20 protein-coding genes are annotated in these 15,599 nt (G+C 37.2%); 1 reads left to right on the forward strand and 19 read right to left on the reverse strand.

The window, feature by feature from the left end:
* Positions 1-13 precede the first annotated feature (13 nt).
* The 9 genes from ACS604_RS04340 to ACS604_RS04380 all read right to left on the reverse strand — a co-directional run bounded on the left by ACS604_RS04340 (position 14) and on the right by ACS604_RS04380 (position 6,970).
* Complete coding sequence (locus ACS604_RS04340; protein ID WP_474770292.1) at positions 14-829, reverse strand: putative hydro-lyase; 816 nt, start codon at positions 827-829, stop codon at positions 14-16.
* Between the two features lie 2 nt (positions 830-831).
* Positions 832-1,596, reverse strand: coding sequence for a LamB/YcsF family protein (locus tag ACS604_RS04345; RefSeq protein WP_353157706.1), 765 nt, complete (start codon positions 1,594-1,596; stop codon positions 832-834).
* Positions 1,597-1,630: 34 nt separating this feature from the next.
* Positions 1,631-2,884, reverse strand: coding sequence for an NRAMP family divalent metal transporter (locus ACS604_RS04350; protein ID WP_081399177.1), 1,254 nt, complete (start codon positions 2,882-2,884; stop codon positions 1,631-1,633).
* A 340-nt stretch (positions 2,885-3,224) separates the two neighbouring features.
* Positions 3,225-4,136, reverse strand: coding sequence for a LysR family transcriptional regulator MumR (gene mumR / locus ACS604_RS04355; protein ID WP_004793262.1), 912 nt, complete (start codon positions 4,134-4,136; stop codon positions 3,225-3,227).
* Between the two features lie 90 nt (positions 4,137-4,226).
* A complete protein-coding gene (locus tag ACS604_RS04360) occupies positions 4,227-4,406 on the reverse strand; it encodes a zf-HC2 domain-containing protein (protein ID WP_004793264.1) in 180 nt (59 codons plus the stop codon).
* Positions 4,400-5,020, reverse strand: a complete 621-nt coding sequence (locus ACS604_RS04365; protein ID WP_004793266.1) for an RNA polymerase factor sigma-70 — start codon at positions 5,018-5,020, stop codon at positions 4,400-4,402. Before ACS604_RS04365 ends, ACS604_RS04360 begins: the two co-directional genes overlap by 7 nt.
* Entirely contained in the window at positions 5,017-5,778 is a 762-nt protein-coding gene (locus tag ACS604_RS04370; protein WP_474770294.1) for an HvfC family RiPP maturation protein, read from the reverse strand. Before ACS604_RS04370 ends, ACS604_RS04365 begins: the two co-directional genes overlap by 4 nt.
* Entirely contained in the window at positions 5,729-6,592 is an 864-nt protein-coding gene (locus ACS604_RS04375; protein ID WP_151962465.1) for an HvfB family MNIO-type RiPP peptide maturase, read from the reverse strand. Before ACS604_RS04375 ends, ACS604_RS04370 begins: the two co-directional genes overlap by 50 nt.
* Positions 6,593-6,661: 69 nt before the next feature.
* Positions 6,662-6,970: an HvfA family oxazolone/thioamide-modified RiPP metallophore gene (locus tag ACS604_RS04380; RefSeq protein ID WP_004793273.1), complete on the reverse strand. Its 309-nt coding sequence runs from the start codon at positions 6,968-6,970 to the stop codon at positions 6,662-6,664.
* Between the two features lie 162 nt (positions 6,971-7,132).
* Between ACS604_RS04380 and ACS604_RS04385 the strand changes: the two genes are divergently transcribed.
* The gene (locus ACS604_RS04385) at positions 7,133-7,735 is read left to right on the forward strand and encodes an HvfX family Cu-binding RiPP maturation protein (RefSeq protein WP_174742040.1); all 603 of its coding nucleotides are present in this window, start codon (positions 7,133-7,135) and stop codon (positions 7,733-7,735) included.
* On the opposite strand, the gene ACS604_RS04390 is transcribed toward ACS604_RS04385, so the two are convergent.
* From ACS604_RS04390 to ACS604_RS04435, 10 genes are all read right to left on the reverse strand, one after another.
* Positions 7,732-8,529: an SDR family NAD(P)-dependent oxidoreductase gene (locus ACS604_RS04390; protein ID WP_474770296.1), complete on the reverse strand. Its 798-nt coding sequence runs from the start codon at positions 8,527-8,529 to the stop codon at positions 7,732-7,734. The two genes, ACS604_RS04385 and ACS604_RS04390, sit on opposite strands and share 4 nt — an antisense overlap.
* Positions 8,530-8,621: 92 nt before the next feature.
* The gene (locus ACS604_RS04395) at positions 8,622-9,566 is read right to left on the reverse strand and encodes a DUF4424 family protein (protein WP_474770298.1); all 945 of its coding nucleotides are present in this window, start codon (positions 9,564-9,566) and stop codon (positions 8,622-8,624) included.
* Positions 9,567-9,688: 122 nt separating this feature from the next.
* The gene (locus ACS604_RS04400) at positions 9,689-10,033 is read right to left on the reverse strand and encodes a hypothetical protein (RefSeq protein ID WP_174746471.1); all 345 of its coding nucleotides are present in this window, start codon (positions 10,031-10,033) and stop codon (positions 9,689-9,691) included.
* Positions 10,034-10,348: 315 nt separating this feature from the next.
* Positions 10,349-10,807 carry a hypothetical protein gene (locus tag ACS604_RS04405; protein WP_238612373.1) on the reverse strand — a complete coding sequence of 153 codons (459 nt, stop codon included), beginning with the start codon at positions 10,805-10,807 and terminating at the stop codon, positions 10,349-10,351.
* Positions 10,808-11,059: 252 nt separating this feature from the next.
* Positions 11,060-11,254 (reverse strand): hypothetical protein, encoded by a 195-nt coding sequence (locus ACS604_RS04410; RefSeq protein ID WP_004793285.1) that lies wholly within the window; start codon positions 11,252-11,254, stop codon positions 11,060-11,062.
* Positions 11,255-11,425: 171 nt separating this feature from the next.
* On the reverse strand, positions 11,426-11,743 hold the full coding sequence (locus ACS604_RS04415; protein WP_353157694.1) for a hypothetical protein: 318 nt from the start codon (positions 11,741-11,743) through the stop codon (positions 11,426-11,428).
* Between the two features lie 130 nt (positions 11,744-11,873).
* Positions 11,874-12,566, reverse strand: coding sequence for a hypothetical protein (locus ACS604_RS04420; RefSeq protein WP_474770300.1), 693 nt, complete (start codon positions 12,564-12,566; stop codon positions 11,874-11,876).
* A gap of 2 nt (positions 12,567-12,568) precedes the next feature.
* Complete coding sequence (locus tag ACS604_RS04425; protein ID WP_474770301.1) at positions 12,569-13,126, reverse strand: hypothetical protein; 558 nt, start codon at positions 13,124-13,126, stop codon at positions 12,569-12,571.
* A 176-nt stretch (positions 13,127-13,302) separates the two neighbouring features.
* Positions 13,303-14,007 carry a hypothetical protein gene (locus ACS604_RS04430; protein ID WP_474770303.1) on the reverse strand — a complete coding sequence of 235 codons (705 nt, stop codon included), beginning with the start codon at positions 14,005-14,007 and terminating at the stop codon, positions 13,303-13,305.
* 284 nt (positions 14,008-14,291) lie between these two features.
* On the reverse strand, positions 14,292-15,587 hold the full coding sequence (locus tag ACS604_RS04435; RefSeq protein WP_443272035.1) for a serine hydrolase domain-containing protein: 1,296 nt from the start codon (positions 15,585-15,587) through the stop codon (positions 14,292-14,294).
* Between the last annotated feature and the right edge of the window lie 12 nt (positions 15,588-15,599).

Consider the following 15,599-nt stretch of genomic DNA (forward strand, 5'->3'; position numbering starts at 1 on the left):
TTCTTTAGTCCAATTAGCCAATCCAAGCGCGGTCAGGAATGTCGGTAATAAACATATGCCCTGGTGCATGACTAATCGCAAAAGGAATTTTCGAGTTCATAACAGCTGCTTGCGGTGTTACCCCACATGCCCAAAACACTGGAATTTCACCCGCCTCAATACGAGAAGCATCACCAAAGTCAGGCTTGTTTACATCTAAAATTCCTAAGCTTTCAGGGTGACCAATATGTACAGGTGCGCCATGCACGCTTGGCATACGTGAAGTAATTTTTACCGCTTCACTAATTTGATGCGATGGAATTGGTCGCATAGAAACCACCATGTTTCCTGAAATACGCCCTGCCGATTGACACTGAATATTGCTTAAATACATCGGTACATTGGTGTCGTCATGAATATGGCGAACTTCAATACCCGCTTCTTGCAAAGCTGTTTCAAACGAAAAACTACAGCCAATTAAGAAAGTCACCAAATCAGGATGGGCGTTGTAAATCTCGCTCGCATCGGTCACTTCATCGACCATTTCTCCATCTTTCCAAATGCGATAGCGCGGGAAGTCAGTTCGAATGTCTGAGTCTGCCGCAAGCTTAGTTGCATAGATGCCTTCTTCGAGCACATCAAGCACTGGGCAGCTTTGCGGGTTACGGTGCGCATAGAGTAAAAAGTCATATGCCCACTCTTTTGGCACCGAAATCATGTTGACCTGCGTCATGCCCGCAGCCATGCCTGCTGTCGGTTTATCAAAGCCAGCACGGATTTTTAAACGCGCATCTAAAGCGGCTTCAAGCTGAGCTGGGTCGACTTTAATATCCTTATACATTGTGCTCATCCTTATGCATTGTTTACAAATGGGCGAATTTCAATATTGTTTTTTACAAGCTCGGCTTTAATGGCTGCTGACATCTCTAGCGCACCGTCGGTGTCGCCATGTAAGCAAATGGTGTCGGCCTGAATTGGGGTAAATACACCGTCAATTGACTCAACCCCACCATTTTTAAGCATTGAAACCACACGGCTCGCAACAAATGCCGAGTCGTGTAAAACCGCACCTTCTAGACGCCTAGACACCAATGAACCATCGCTGTTATAAGCGCGGTCTGCAAATGCTTCAGACACAACTTTTAAACCAGCCGCACGTGCCTGCTCGACTAAGTTTGACCCAGCCAAAGCAACCAAAACCAGTTCAGGGTTATACATTTTAATTGCGTCAATTACTGCTGCTGCCTGAGCTTGGTCATGTGCAATGGTGTTATAAAGTGCGCCATGCGGTTTAACATATTGCACTTTTGAGCCTGCCACTTTAGCCAAGCCATCGAGTGCAGAAATTTGGTAAAGCACATCGGCAATCAGTTCATCACGCGACAAATCCATATTACGGCGGCCAAAACCAACAAGGTCTGGGTAAGACACGTGAGCACCAACGGTCACACCAAGCTCAACTGCTTTACGAACCGTTTTTAAAATGCCGAGTGGGTCGCCAGCATGGAAGCCACAAGCAATATTGGCACTGGTCACGACAGGTAAAATCTGATCATCATTACCCATTTTCCATGAGCCAAAGCTTTCACCCAAATCACTATTTAAATCTACAAACATGGCATTATTCCTTTATCACTTAACAAAGTCTGGCTTAAAGTTTGGTCAAATAGTTAAACACTGTCGTAAACGACATATAGCCCATCCACCATGTCAACAGACATGTTAACCCACCCAAAATAAGCAACCATTTTGGATAGTTATAATTACCCATTAAATCTTTACGGCATGCAGCAACATACACAAAAATTGTAAGACCAATTGGCAACACCAAACCGTTAAAACCACCCACAAAAATGAGTAGACCTGCTGGAGTTGCACCCAATAACACATAGAGCAATAAGGCCAATGCGATAAAGGTAATGGTCGTATAGTTGGTTTGTTTTGGTGTTAAGTTCTTTTTAAACGCAGTAAAGAATGACACTGAAGTATATGCTGCGCCAATGGTGCTACTAATACCTGCTGCCCAGAAAATTAAACCGAATAATTTAAAACCAAATGTACCCGCTGCATATTGAAATGCTTGAGCTGCCGGATTGGCGTCATGGCTGGCTAAATCAATCGTTGCACCGCTTACCACAACACCTAAAAACGCTAAAAATAATACATAGCGCATGATGCCGACAACAATAATGCCCTTGGTCGCAGCTTTAGCAACTTCATCAATATTTTCAGGGCCAACAGCACCTTTATCGAGTAAACGATGGGCACCTGCATAGCAGATATAGCCACCAACTGTACCGCCGACAATGGTGGTAATAATGGCAAAGTCGATCTGATCTGGAGCAAAAGTTTGATGTACAGCTTGACCTACAGGAGGCATTACAATGACAGCAACAATAATAATCAGCAGGATTTTAAGCAATCCCAACACGATCATGCTTTTATCCATAGCAAGCGTTGCTTTTCTTGATGCAAAAATCAAAATGGCTAACGCACCACTTAAAATACCGCCCCACTTTGTGTCTAGGCCAAAAAGTGCATTTAAACCTAAAGCTGCACCTGCAATGTTACCAACACTAAAGAAAAAACCGCCCAAAATCACCAGAAACGCCAGTAAATACCCACTACCTGGTAATGCTTTATTGGCAATGTCTGATGCACGCATTTGAGTGAGTGTGACCACTCGCCAAATATTTTGTTGAACTACATAATCAATCAGAATGGAAACTAAAATTGCGAAACCGAATGCTGCACCTAACTTGACTGTAAATACAGCGGTTTGGGTTAAAAATCCTGGCCCCATTGCAGAGGTCGCCATCATAAATATTGAGGCTACAATGGCCCATTGGCGATCTGATAAAAAAGAAGATTTCAGTAAAGACATATTAATGCGTTCCTCATCCATTTGAGCTTAACAACGCTATTTTCAGGTTGAACCAAGAACATTATTTTTCCCAAACAATATTCTTTAATCCTTTAAAATGACAAAGATTCCCTGTTCCCCAATCAACACAATCGGTGATCAAATCTTGTATTTACGATAAAAACATAGCTAATCCCTACGAACAATAAGACTTTTTACATAAAGTTAAAATTATAAGTTTTTGATTTTTATTTATTTTTAAATCACTTATAAACAAGGATAAATTTTACTTATCGATGTAGATAAGCTGCTTTTATGATTTCACATAAAAAACAGCTTCTTAAAACAAGAAAAATAGTGACTTAAGATATTCAAAAACAGCCTAGTTTTTAATTTGTTCATTGAGTCTTTTCATGGCACTTTCCGACACCCTAACGGCAACTTCGGTTAGTTTTTCTTTCAAAGCAACATCATTTCCTTGAATATAGATTGAAGTGAAATGAAACGTCTTTAACTGAATGGGTGTGTTTAATATTTCTAATCGGCCATCAGTAATTTCTTTTAAAGCGGTTAAAGTCGGCACAACAGCAATGCCTAAGCCCTGCTCGGCTAAACGCAATAAAGTCGCTAATGAATAACTAGTAATTGAGAGTGGTTCATCTATTCCTTGTTCTTTCATTCTGGCTTTTAATTCTTTATAGGGATAGGTAATTTTGGGGTAAGTTAAAATAGTATGTGACATTAAAGTTTTAAAAGACATTTGAGCAACTCCGCCTTTAAATGACGGTGAAGCCAAGAAACTTAGTTCAAAGTCACATAAAGTCTGTTCAATACATTCAAAAGCTAAAGTTGGCCCAAGTAAAAAGGCCATGTCTAAATCCCCTGTGCGAACACCTTCTTGTAAGTTAGGCGTCAGGTCTACCACAATTTCGACTGAAATTTTTGGGAACTCTTGTTGAACCTTTTCGATATATTCAACTAACCACGTATAAACGATTGTTTCGGAAACTCCCAAACGAATGGTACCTGTCAGGTGCTGATTTTCGGTCAATTCAGCCACTAGATCTGTTTCTAGGCGCATAAACTTTTCAGCATATTTAAATAGTGTTATACCTTTATGGGTCAATTTAAATTTTCGCAAACTTCGGTCTAAAACTTTAAAACCTAATTCATTTTCAAGAGATGTGATTTTTTGAGAGACCGCAGGCTGCGTGGTTTGCAATTTAGTTGCGGCCTTATTGAAGCTATTTAAAGTCACAACCCAATAAAATGCTTCAAGATTCTTTAAATTCACGTTTCATCCTGTCTTAAAAATTCCTTCACTTTTATAGTATGTAAGCTTTTAACACGTTAAGGCCAGCAATAAATAAATTTTTAACTAAAGTTAGTCATCCAAATTTTTAAATACTTTAGAAAGCTGACTAATTGTTTTGATTTGTTTTGCATAACGGCGGCATGATCGACACGCCAACAAATGCAATTGCAAACTACTTTGCTCACGTAAAAACAGCGGTCTATCTTGCTTTTCAGACAATAGTTGAGTGGCTTGTCGGCATGTCAACATGAACAATCCTCCTTCAATAACCATTTATTTTCTAAGCATTCGCGTAATCGGGTGCGGCTTCTATACATCAATACATTAAAATTTGAGATAGAAATTTCCAGCTTATTACAGATTTCATTAGAACTGAGTTCAATCACTTCTCTCATCATAAAAACTTGAGCATATTTGGCTGGCAAATGATCTAAACAGGCTTCAAAAATTATCCAGAAATCTGACTGCTCTATCATTTCTTCGGGACTTTGCCATGTGTGAGGTGCTTCATATTTGTGCCAGTGTCCTGACGCATCGAATAACTCGTCGACACTGAGCTCGCTTTCCTCATCTTTAAATAATTCAGACATTGCAACCAAACGTGACTTTTGTCGAACTACATCAATAATTTTATTTTTTAAAATCGCGAATACCCATGTTTTGAACGCAGCCCGCCCTTTAAATGAATCTAAATTTTGAAAAGCGCTCGTTAACGCCTCTTGCACGACATCCTCAGCTTGCGGAAGCGACGATAACTGTAAAAAAGCAAATTTAATCATTTGCTGTCTTAAGTCTTGTAAAAATACTGGATTATGCAGTTGATCCCCTAGGTCGTCATGAGGTGATGCCGCGGCTGAAGTCATCTCTGTACCTCTTTAAAACTATGGGGGGTTTGAATTAATCGTAATCGACTTAATAGATTTTTTAGTTCTTGAATTTGCAGATAAATTTCAGGCTCAGACAAGTCAGTCAATATAGATTGAATGAGTATATAAATATCATGCTCAGTTAACATTATATTTTGAGTTAACTGTTCAATTAGCATAGCAAACAATGGAGAAAGTTGTTCAATACATACTCTATCCTGATCATCGCGCCAGACCATGATTGCACCTGGCATAATTTCAACTTGTTCTTGTGTAGTTAAAGTCGTCCACATATAAACAGGATATTGATAAACCAATACCCATACTTTAGTGCTTAATTGCCAAGCGTAATTTTCATGCAAAACGACATCTTCAATTTCAACAGTATCTAAATACAATTCAAGCCATTCAAATTGCAATAACTCAGCCAACCAAGGGTATTCTTGCAATATTGGGTGCCGCTGATCTGTCAAATATTCTCTAAACTCAAGAGAAATATCATTATACAAAGGTGAACGACACTTAGCTTTTTGAAAAAACTCCGAGAGTACTTGTTGCCACTTTAACTCTGGTAACATCGCGCGAGCTACAGGATAAACTAAGTCAATAAATGAACTGACATTATTAAAAAGTAAATCCCGATAAATTTGCATTCTTTCGACAGGAAGCTCTTGAGGGATTTCCAAATCAGGATCTCTAATCCATTCACAAAACTGTTGTTGCAGGGTTTGGAAGGGTGTTTGATTTCCGTTCATAGCCACTCTCCTGTTGTTGAATGAGTTTAATTTTAGCGAGTTCCTCTTCTAATTCTTGCCATGACGGAATATTAAAGTCACGCTCAAGCAAAGTTGGTTTCACACCACAGACTTGATAGGTATATCTCAGTAGTTCCCACACGCGGTCACAAACCTCTGCCCCATGTGTATCAATTAACAAATTTTTCTGAACTTGTTCATGTCCGGCAATATGTAAATAACGGATTCGTTCTTTTGGCATGTCCCGAATAAATCCAAATGCATCACTACCATGATTAATACTATTGACGTAGACATTATTTACATCCAGAAGCAAATCACAGTCTGCAAATTGAAGCACTTCACGAATGAACTCAGCTTCACTCATTTCGGCATTTGGCATTAAATACGTAGAAACATTCTCTATAACTAATCTTTTCCCTAAAATATCTTGCACACGTAAAATACGTTCAGCGACATATTTAACCGCGGCTTTCGTCATGGGTATTGGCAACAAATCATATAAATAGCCCCCATCATTTGTATAACTTAAATGTTCAGAATAAATTGGTACTTCGTATTGTTCTAAAAAGCTTTTTATTTTGCCGATAAATTCGAGATTAAGTGGATGCGGTCCTCCAATAGATAATGACAAGCCGTGACAAATTAAGGGCGCTTTTTCAGCACACTGTTCGAGTAATTTTGCATGTCGTCCACCAAAACCAAGCCAATTTTCTGGGGCAACTTCAATAAAGTCTGGATATGTTTTTGCAGCTAGAAACGAATCTATAAAATCACGCCTTAAACCAAGTCCTACACCTGACAGCTCCATCATGGTGATTTCTCCTTTTGGAAATGATGCCGACACTTACTAGAAGGCCGACATCATCCATGATTAGATTGTTTACTTAGCGCCACACTTACCATCAGCGACTTTTTTATCTGCACCACACTTGCCATCTGCTGCTTTTTTGGTTGCTCCACATTTACCATCTGCTGCTTTTTTATCTGCTCCACATTTTGCTTCAGCAGATTTTTCATGTTTTTTCATTTTGTTAGCGCCGCATTTTGCTTCGCCACATTTACCATCTGCTGCTTTGGTTGCATGCATTTCAGTTGTTGTATTAGTTGCTGCCACAGTCACTTGTGTAGCGCCTACCACAGAAAGTGCTAATAATGCTGCCACTGAGGTCATTGAGTTGAGTTTGTTCATTTTTGTATTCCTTTAAAGATAATTTCTCGGTTTGTACACATGTACATAAAGTTAGACGGACCAAATCCTTTTTTATTACACCGTAAATAAAATTTTTTTATGTAAGAAATACAGTTTTCATCCGACTAATTACTATTCAATCGTATTGGGTGTGAAATTATCATGAAGAACTTTATTTATGGCTTATCTAAATATTATCAAAATCTCGGTAAGTCTCTACAACATATTGATGGCATTGCGGCACTGGCTATTCGATTGTATCTCGTTCCAATATTCTGGATGGCAGGCACAAATAAATTGATGCATTTCAGTGATATTGTAGAATGGTTTGGCAATTCAGATGGAGGTTTAGGACTTCCTTTCCCCTATTTAATGGCCGTCCTTGCAACATCAACTGAACTAGCAGGCGCCATACTCTTAACATTTGGTCTGTTTACCCGTTTAATTAGTATTCCCCTTATTATTACTATGCTGGTCGCTATATTTACGGTACATCTGCCAAATGGCTGGCAAGCAATTGCTGATCCGAATGCACCTTTCGCCAACATGCAAGTATTAGCCTCGGCTGAAAAGTTAGAAAAAGCCCGAGAGATCTTGCAAAACTATGGCAACTATGACTGGCTTACGTCGAGCGGTTCGTTTGTTGTTTTAAATAATGGAATTGAATTTGCCGCGACCTACACGGTTATGCTGCTTGCTCTGCTTGTGCTTGGAGGTGGCCGTTATGTTAGTTTAGATTATTGGATTAAAAATAAATTGTGCTAATCAACTATTGCGCCCGAGGTCATATTTACAACAGTTGCCGTCATTGAGTTCGCATGTTCCGATGCTAGAAAAGCGACAGTTTCTGCAACCTGAGAAAGTGTCGGTAGCCGTTTTAGCATAGTGCCCTGAGCCGCACCCTCTAGCCATTGTCCTATGCTGAGCCCCATTGCCTGTGCTTTTGACTCAAATAGTTCTCGCGTGTAGGAACCGGCTTGAACAGCATCAACAATTGCATGTGAGCGAACACCCAGTACTCGTATATTCTTAGGCCCTAGCTCACTAGCAAGTGCTTTAATAAAAGCTTCGACTCCAGCACAGCCCACAATATGGCCTAAATGACCCGGTATCGCCATCCGAGCTGAAGGTGCCACAATTGAAATCATTGTTCCGCCACGATCGCCGCCCATATAAGGAACCACGGCCTTAGTAATATTAAACTGCGCCGTTAGAAATGGATTTATTCCCCCGACAAACTCATCAAGGTTTAATTCCAAAATTTCTTTGCCTTGATTATGTATAAAACTGGTGGAATTAATGACGATATCTAAGCCATTCGTCGCTTGGGCAATTTGAGCAACTGCTTCACTGGTTGCTTGGCTATCTAGCACATCAACGTTGACCGTATGAACCACGCCCCCAAGTTGATGTAGTTGTGTCGCAATATTTTGAAGTTTATTGAAAGCTCTTGCACACAAATAGACACGAGCACCTTCACGAATAAAAACCTTCGCAATTGCAGTGCCAATTGCTCCACTGCCTCCAAAAATGACAGCCACTTTTCCCTTAAGCAACATTGCGGCATCCTCTTGTTATTATGTGCCATCATTAAGTTATGTCACACAATCAAGAGTGATGCAATTTTATACAGTTTAGAGTTTGTATGCGCTTATCTAATTTTGACAAAAATAATATCTAGGTCTTTTTTTGGTACAAACTTGGTTTTAGTCATTTGAAATTGAGTCGGGCTAATCTTTTTGACTGGACCATCCCAACAAAATGAAACCAGTTCGTCTTTATCGCGCTCAATGGTTAATTTAAAGTTTTCAATCGGCTTTGCCCAATTTGCACCCGTCGTCAAAATATAGCCCAGCGCGCTAAACGGCGAATTTTCCGAACTGGCTTTTTTTAAGCCCTGCTTAAATTGTTTATCCATACAAAATTGCTGATTATATTCATCTGGATAGAGAGCAACTGAACCACCCACCAAAGGTTTATATTCATGCTGAATTTTAGTCAAACTATTGGCTTTAAAGGTCTGCTTCCAACTATAGATCACTTGAGATGACCATGGAATTACATCATCTTTTTTAAAACTAGCTAAAATTTTCTGTATTTGTGGCTTATTACATTGTTTTAGCTTATCTACATAATATTCATAATCATAGTTATTACGTAGCCACGGGTTTAACATCTCTTTTTCACTAAAACTACACTGCTTAAACTCATCTGTTGCATCAATCAGAGGTGATTTCTCATCTTTTTGAATAAACGTTCGCACGTGCATTTCTGGTTTAATATTTTTACCATCCACCACAATCTTAAAACTTTTTAAAAGTTCTTCGGTGTGAGCAAAGTCAGACTCAAAGAAATTATCAATGCGTGGTAGCGGAAATAAAATCGTTTCAGTGACGTCTTTATTGCTTAGGTTTTTATAGACATAATCGACTTTAATTCGTTTTTTACTAATGAATAGGTCTTCGCTTTGCATAGCAATCTGCGAATTTTTGAGATATTGAATCCCACCTGTACCTACGTAACCCGTAGAATCATTGGCTAAGCCATAGGTCGATAGTTGAACCAAAACAGCAAAGGTTATTGCAAGCTTTTTCATTTTGAGTGCTCTATGTCATTTTCTAATTATGAAATGTCGATCTGCAATAAAGCATAACTGTTTAAACGTAGGTGTTGTTAATCTTTTAGTGATGATTCATATATCTCTTTAAAAGCTAAATTTTAGTGAAAACTCAATTTCTGCTTCGTCATCTTTTTAGGCACACTTATTTTTCCAATAAAGTTAGTCAGCCATAAAATGCATTCATCACGGTGTTCAAAGTGAGGAATCAAACTGAGGTCAATTTTTATATCTCGATCTGCCAAAGGTAAACTCAAACAATATTCAAAATCGATTGATTTATATTTCAACCTCAGGTCTTTTTCTTCGGCCTGTTTTTTGATTTCCGCCATAATGCGGTTCAGGTTAACAATCAAATCATTTGAAACTTGATTGTTCTCATAGACACGTTCATAGACATTTTCAGCAACGTCTATATATTTTATAAGCTCTGCATTTTCATTCATATCGTTCATGCTCTCTTTTTTTAAAGATTATGAACAGCTAAATGTTTAATTGCGTTAATAGACACATGGCTTATGTGAAAAGCGTATATTTTTCTTTATGAAAAAATAAAGCTAACATATTGTTATCTATAAAAATTAGTCAATCTTGACTATATTTATATACATTTAATATTCTCGAAAATATACTTTTACTCAAAAAAGAAAAGTTAATTCAGACTTTATTTCGGAATAAAAAAAACCGCCCCAGAAGGCGGTCGCTGAACTTTAAAACCAGCAGTATATAGAAGCAAGGTGGACGTTCACTTCTATATTCTTTTATGAAGGAGTTTTATTAGTTTTAATAAAATCCTCAGATTTAAAATAATTGATAATCATATCTGCATGCTCTTCTTTTACAGGAGCAACAGTCACAGGAAATGCATCTTTCGACATCTTAAAACCTGGTGGTAAAAAGTGTGAAATTGGCGGTAATTTAGGTTTTCCCCCTTCTGTGATTCGCTCGATAAAACCAGCTAACCAAAGAAGATACTCACCTTCATTTACGAACTTCGGCATAACACTCAAATCAATCTGGACCTTGCATTCACTTAACGGTTTCGTTAAGTTTTCTTCAAAGTCTATATAGTTGTATTTGAGTTTAAACTCCGTTCCTTTGATAGCTTTTCGAATCTGACTAATTAAACAGTTAAGGTTCTGAGTAATGTCATCAGTGAATAAGCTATCTTTTTTAATATTTTTATAAACCTTTTCGGCTACAGCTAAATACTTTGGCATTAACCTCTATCTCCGTACTATTGTTATAAAGTGCTGATCTATGAATGTTTTCTAACTTTAATTATGCTTAAAGTAATGTAATAAAAGGTATACTTATCAGAGCGGTTTGTAAGTAATACAAACTTTATGTAAATTGCACCATAAAAACACCTAAAAATTTTATGGTTTTGATAACTCATCCGCAAAATGAATGGTTGAATAGAGATAATTAGAAATATTTACTTTCATATTATTTTTTATCGTTTGGTAAAATTAATATGTTTTCATTTGCTTATCCCGTCGAACTAACCCTAAAACAGCACGACGCACTCGTATCTCTTCTTCAGAAAAAGGTAATTGTTCGATGAGTTGCTGAATTGAAAGAAAGTTATTTTCGATCAAGAAGCAATCTTGCTCTGTGGTCCAAGTGGAAGTTGTTGATTGAGTTGGTTTTAAATAACGTTTCATATTTCCTAGCAGATCTGTTTACACATACAAAAACCTGCCTTTAGAGCAAGCTTAAGTTAGATTTTGTGATGATCATTATTATAGCAGTCTGTAGACAATATGTTCAGTTGATCGTGTAGCTGTTTAAATAGGCTTCATAAAAAAGCCCACAAACAGTGGGCTTACTCTAGCTTATTTTGCAGCATTTACCCCAACAATAAACTGACTACAATGAGATCCTTCAGATGCGTTGCCTAATTGCTTTTCAGAGAATTTAAATTTGGATGCAACTGACTCATAATTTTGTTTAAGGCTTTGGCCTGTGAGCTCACCAAGTTCTTTCACTTGTTCTGGTTTTAAAATGCCATGTTCAACCGCTTGATTTACCATGACACATGCTGTGGTCATTGCGTCATAACGTGCAGCTGTTTTAGAGTAACCTAGAGCGCCTATTACACCGCCAACAATTAAACCAATAATGATTGCTACAGTTACATGCATTTTATTCATTTTTTAAATACCTAAAAATCTAATTAAAAGAGGAACACTTTAAGATGTTGTGTTCAAGTCCAATTAGGATAGTCGCATTTACAGGTTGTAAAAAGTTAGATTCTGTCACATTTATTGATAGATAAAAATATCAGACCTTCCTACTTCGCTTTTGTTTTTCGCTTGGCACTTCTAAAGGAATAGCCACCTTACCTGTACCTAACCCGCGGAAAAAATAATTAATGATATATAAGAATAAAAGCCCAAAATAAAAAATCGGGAAAATACTAAATAAGCTGACTGCTATTTCCCAGAACATCACCCCCACTCTGTAATTATAACTAAATGCTATAAGTCCACCTTTACGTCTAGGTCTGTGCTGAGAAATATCATCATCAATAAAATGAAAAATTCCGATAATCAAACATATAGCAAATGTACTTGAGACTAAAGTCTTTTTAATTAGAGGCTTTTCTAACCAAGGGTATTTTTTTGAAGATTCAAACTCGGCTTTAAAAAAGAATTTATAAATTTCTTCTTGATAAGCTTTGTTAATCCCGTGTTCTTTAATAAAAAAATAGCATACTGCACAGCCTAAAAAGAACATGACTATGGTTATATAAATGCTATAAAGAATCGTAAAAAACGGTAATGGCCCTTTCGTACCAACAGTCACATGCATAGTTTGTGTGATGTATTGATATAGCTCGTACTGCCATTCATTTTTTGGATAAGCAGGAAATACAAATAAAGGAATAATAAAAAGAATAGAGCATAAGACTATATTTCCTTTGTTCTCCTTACTTTTCCGTGCAAGCGTAGAAAGAAAATTTTTAGAAGCCATGTCTATATCTTACAATTTGGAATCATGTGTTTAGCTTTATAAAACTCATCAAAAGCCTTCATGTCCCCTAACCATGGAGATATAATTTCCAGATAACGTTGATTGATATTTTTTGATGCCGATAACCTTGGTGAAGAATAATTTTCTTGCTGAATTTTTTGATTATATTGTTGTACAAACATAAGCTTTAAACATAGCCCACGAATGCCCTTATTACCAAAATATGAATACTCAGAATATTTATTTAAGACATCTTTCATTTCTTTAGACTCACCATTCCAAGCATAAAATGAGCTTAATCCATTCAGATCTTTAATGTATATCTCATCATTAATTGGATTTAACTCTAGGCCTTCTTTTAAAATAATACTGTTTATTTCCACTTCATCAGATAAGTCCATCCAAAAAAAAGAAGCCATGACCTCTTCTGAAAATCTTATTCTGGCTTGCTCTGTATCCTTAGGATATACAATAAAAAAATAATACAATCCTAGAAAAATAATAAAACCTAATATGATAGAAAGTAATCTCCAAAAATTAGTACCTTTTATAATATTCATAACAAGCCATTCATTTTATTTAATATCTTGTGAACGAACTTTACTTTATGTTTTAGATGAAATCAAAAGAAGAGAGAGAAATTTTCCTTGTATGAAATATACACTTATTTTATTTATGCTCTTTTATATTCAAAAGAGTACTTTTTTAAAGGGAACTTTGAGATATTTCTAAGTTATTAAGGCAAAAATGGCTTTGTTAGAAATACAAATCCGACAGAGAAAAAAGCATTATCGTGATGAGACATTTGATTGCCATAACTTGCATTTAATTGCACAAGATCCTTATAGATCATGTATTTAAAACCTGCTTGATAAAAGGCGTTATTTCGGTCATTACCATATACTTCGGTAGTTAGCGTTAATGGATTGGCAAGTTGTGTTTCGGTACCAATCCCCCATGTGGTCTGGTTTTTATGGGTAGTATTTTCACGTAACCAGCCAATATTGGTATGGATTAAAAATTTATCATCCAAAATAGAAACACTTAATGGAACATTAACCGTCCAATCTTTTTTTGAAGAATCTTTAGTATTGATTTGAGTTCCAAAAGAAAAACCGATTCCCCAATCATTAGTCTCTAAGGGTTTTAATAAGGTTTTACCTTGAAACGTTGCATAACTGACGTGCTCAGTATCATCGTTTACTCTTCCCACACCTACAGCCAATTCAAAATTTCCACCAAAATTACAAGCTGGCATCGCCCAATATTCTTTGCTGTCAGAATTATGCTGCATCCAAGTTTCAAGTTGGCAGGTTTTTGGAGAAACAAGAGCCGCATCGTCAACAACCATTGGTCGTCCACTATGGCTAGCGTTAGATAAGGCGAATAAACATAAACCAGAAATAAGTGAGCGTTTCTTTAAAGTAAATAACACTGGCATCACTCCCATAAGTCATGGAGCACATGCAAGTACTGCAACCCGTCATGAGTAAATCATGGGTTAATAATAGAAATGAAAAGATGAAAATAAAAAACCTCTTCTTGTATCCACAAAAAGAGGTCTGTCAGGACTTCAGTGGATACTTAGACTATTACCGATCGACTAGCGTCACTCGAGCAAGTACTCACATTGAAGCTCCTAAAAATTAGTTAGGCGGATTCTAAAATTACCTTTGTTAAATATCAAGTTAAAATTTAATGACAGTCTAATCCATAGAAAATCATTTATTTTTGCTGGGTAAGATGCTGAGTTACCGCATTAAAAAATAAACTTTTTTCATTATCAAGTTGAGCAGAAGGCATTGCAGTTTCCCATGTACTCCATTGCATCATTACAATCTTGTCTTTAGGGTTAATAGCGAGCATCTGCCCAAAAATACCCAGTCCCCAGAAAGTTGCATCAGAATTTTGAGTCGTTAATGGTGAACCTTTTTTGGCATGTGAATTCCACCATTGAAAACCATATATCCCGTTTGGATAGTTTTCAGATACCGAACCTTTCGCCTGATTCCATTCAGTTGCTTGCGCTGTCCAACCTTCAGGTAGCATTTTGTCGCCATTAGCAACACGCCCGTCATTCAATATAAATTGTCCGAAACGTGCGTAATCACGCAAAGTTGCATTAAACCCATGGCCACCCATATCAACTTGATTGCGGGTATACGACTGCCAAACACCTTCTCGCTCCATACCTACCCGTTTCCAGACATTGTCCTCGAGATATTTAGCAATATTTTCATGGGTTGCAGCTTCTAAGACTTTACCCACCAGATATGCACCACCCGTGCTATATGACCATACCGTTCCTGGTTCATATTTAGATTTCAAATTTTTCACATTTTTATAGACACAAGCATCTGGATCCTTAGCTGCTTCACAATAGGTCATTTTTGCAAAATCTGAATTTGGATCTTTATAGTTTTCATTCCATTCAACACCTGAGGTGTGTTGTAACAGTTGTTTTAATGACACTTTTTCCCAAGCAGTTCCTTTCAAATCAGGTAAATATTGAATGATTGGATCATCTACTGATTTGATTTTACCTTGTTGAATAGCGACTCCTATCAGTGTTGCCACAATAGATTTTGCGACTGAACGAGAAGTCCATAGAGTTGTCTTATTATTGCCTTGGCCGTAGTATTCATAAGCAACTTTGCCATCTTTTAATACTATTAGACCTGCCACACTTTGGCTTTTTAAGTAATCATTTAAATTATAGTTTTTCCCGTCTACCGAATAATGAATATCCTTATTTTTTATACTGTTCTTTAATTTTGGTAGTTCAAGCACGTTTTTCTTATCAGGATGAAAAACACTGCCATCATAACTACGGAAGGTATTTCGAAAGCCAACCACCCTTTGTTGTTGTGTCCATGTCAACATATCATGTGGATCAGGTAATTTTTTATCAACTGTGGTTGGACAGTCTGTTAGTTCAAGCTGCTGACAACTATATTCAGCGCAAGCGACACTACTGACGAATAGACCTGTGAATAGCAGGCTCATTTTTGTAATCTTCATCTCTTTTTTCCC

This window comes from Acinetobacter sp. Li1LvA2 (genome assembly GCF_056156705.1).

What these genes read in the sequence shown, in the direction of transcription:
- ACS604_RS04340 (WP_474770292.1), bottom strand. Translation starts at nt 829, where the DNA reads ATGAGCACAATGTATAAGGATATTAAAGTCGACCCAGCTCAGCTTGAA.
- ACS604_RS04345 (WP_353157706.1), bottom strand. Translation starts at nt 1,596, where the DNA reads ATGTTTGTAGATTTAAATAGTGATTTGGGTGAAAGCTTTGGCTCATGG.
- ACS604_RS04350 (WP_081399177.1), bottom strand. Translation starts at nt 2,884, where the DNA reads ATGGATGAGGAACGCATTAATATGTCTTTACTGAAATCTTCTTTTTTA.
- ACS604_RS04360 (WP_004793264.1), bottom strand. Translation starts at nt 4,406, where the DNA reads ATGTTGACATGCCGACAAGCCACTCAACTATTGTCTGAAAAGCAAGAT.
- ACS604_RS04365 (WP_004793266.1), bottom strand. Translation starts at nt 5,020, where the DNA reads ATGACTTCAGCCGCGGCATCACCTCATGACGACCTAGGGGATCAACTG.
- ACS604_RS04370 (WP_474770294.1), bottom strand. Translation starts at nt 5,778, where the DNA reads ATGAACGGAAATCAAACACCCTTCCAAACCCTGCAACAACAGTTTTGT.
- ACS604_RS04375 (WP_151962465.1), bottom strand. Translation starts at nt 6,592, where the DNA reads ATGATGGAGCTGTCAGGTGTAGGACTTGGTTTAAGGCGTGATTTTATA.
- ACS604_RS04380 (WP_004793273.1), bottom strand. Translation starts at nt 6,970, where the DNA reads ATGAACAAACTCAACTCAATGACCTCAGTGGCAGCATTATTAGCACTT.
- ACS604_RS04385 (WP_174742040.1), top strand. Translation starts at nt 7,133, where the DNA reads ATGAAGAACTTTATTTATGGCTTATCTAAATATTATCAAAATCTCGGT.
- ACS604_RS04390 (WP_474770296.1), bottom strand. Translation starts at nt 8,529, where the DNA reads ATGTTGCTTAAGGGAAAAGTGGCTGTCATTTTTGGAGGCAGTGGAGCA.
- ACS604_RS04395 (WP_474770298.1), bottom strand. Translation starts at nt 9,566, where the DNA reads ATGAAAAAGCTTGCAATAACCTTTGCTGTTTTGGTTCAACTATCGACC.
- ACS604_RS04400 (WP_174746471.1), bottom strand. Translation starts at nt 10,033, where the DNA reads ATGAATGAAAATGCAGAGCTTATAAAATATATAGACGTTGCTGAAAAT.
- ACS604_RS04405 (WP_238612373.1), bottom strand. Translation starts at nt 10,807, where the DNA reads ATGCCAAAGTATTTAGCTGTAGCCGAAAAGGTTTATAAAAATATTAAA.
- ACS604_RS04410 (WP_004793285.1), bottom strand. Translation starts at nt 11,254, where the DNA reads ATGAAACGTTATTTAAAACCAACTCAATCAACAACTTCCACTTGGACC.
- ACS604_RS04415 (WP_353157694.1), bottom strand. Translation starts at nt 11,743, where the DNA reads ATGAATAAAATGCATGTAACTGTAGCAATCATTATTGGTTTAATTGTT.
- ACS604_RS04420 (WP_474770300.1), bottom strand. Translation starts at nt 12,566, where the DNA reads ATGGCTTCTAAAAATTTTCTTTCTACGCTTGCACGGAAAAGTAAGGAG.
- ACS604_RS04425 (WP_474770301.1), bottom strand. Translation starts at nt 13,126, where the DNA reads ATGAATATTATAAAAGGTACTAATTTTTGGAGATTACTTTCTATCATA.
- ACS604_RS04430 (WP_474770303.1), bottom strand. Translation starts at nt 14,007, where the DNA reads ATGCCAGTGTTATTTACTTTAAAGAAACGCTCACTTATTTCTGGTTTA.
- ACS604_RS04435 (WP_443272035.1), bottom strand. Translation starts at nt 15,587, where the DNA reads ATGAAGATTACAAAAATGAGCCTGCTATTCACAGGTCTATTCGTCAGT.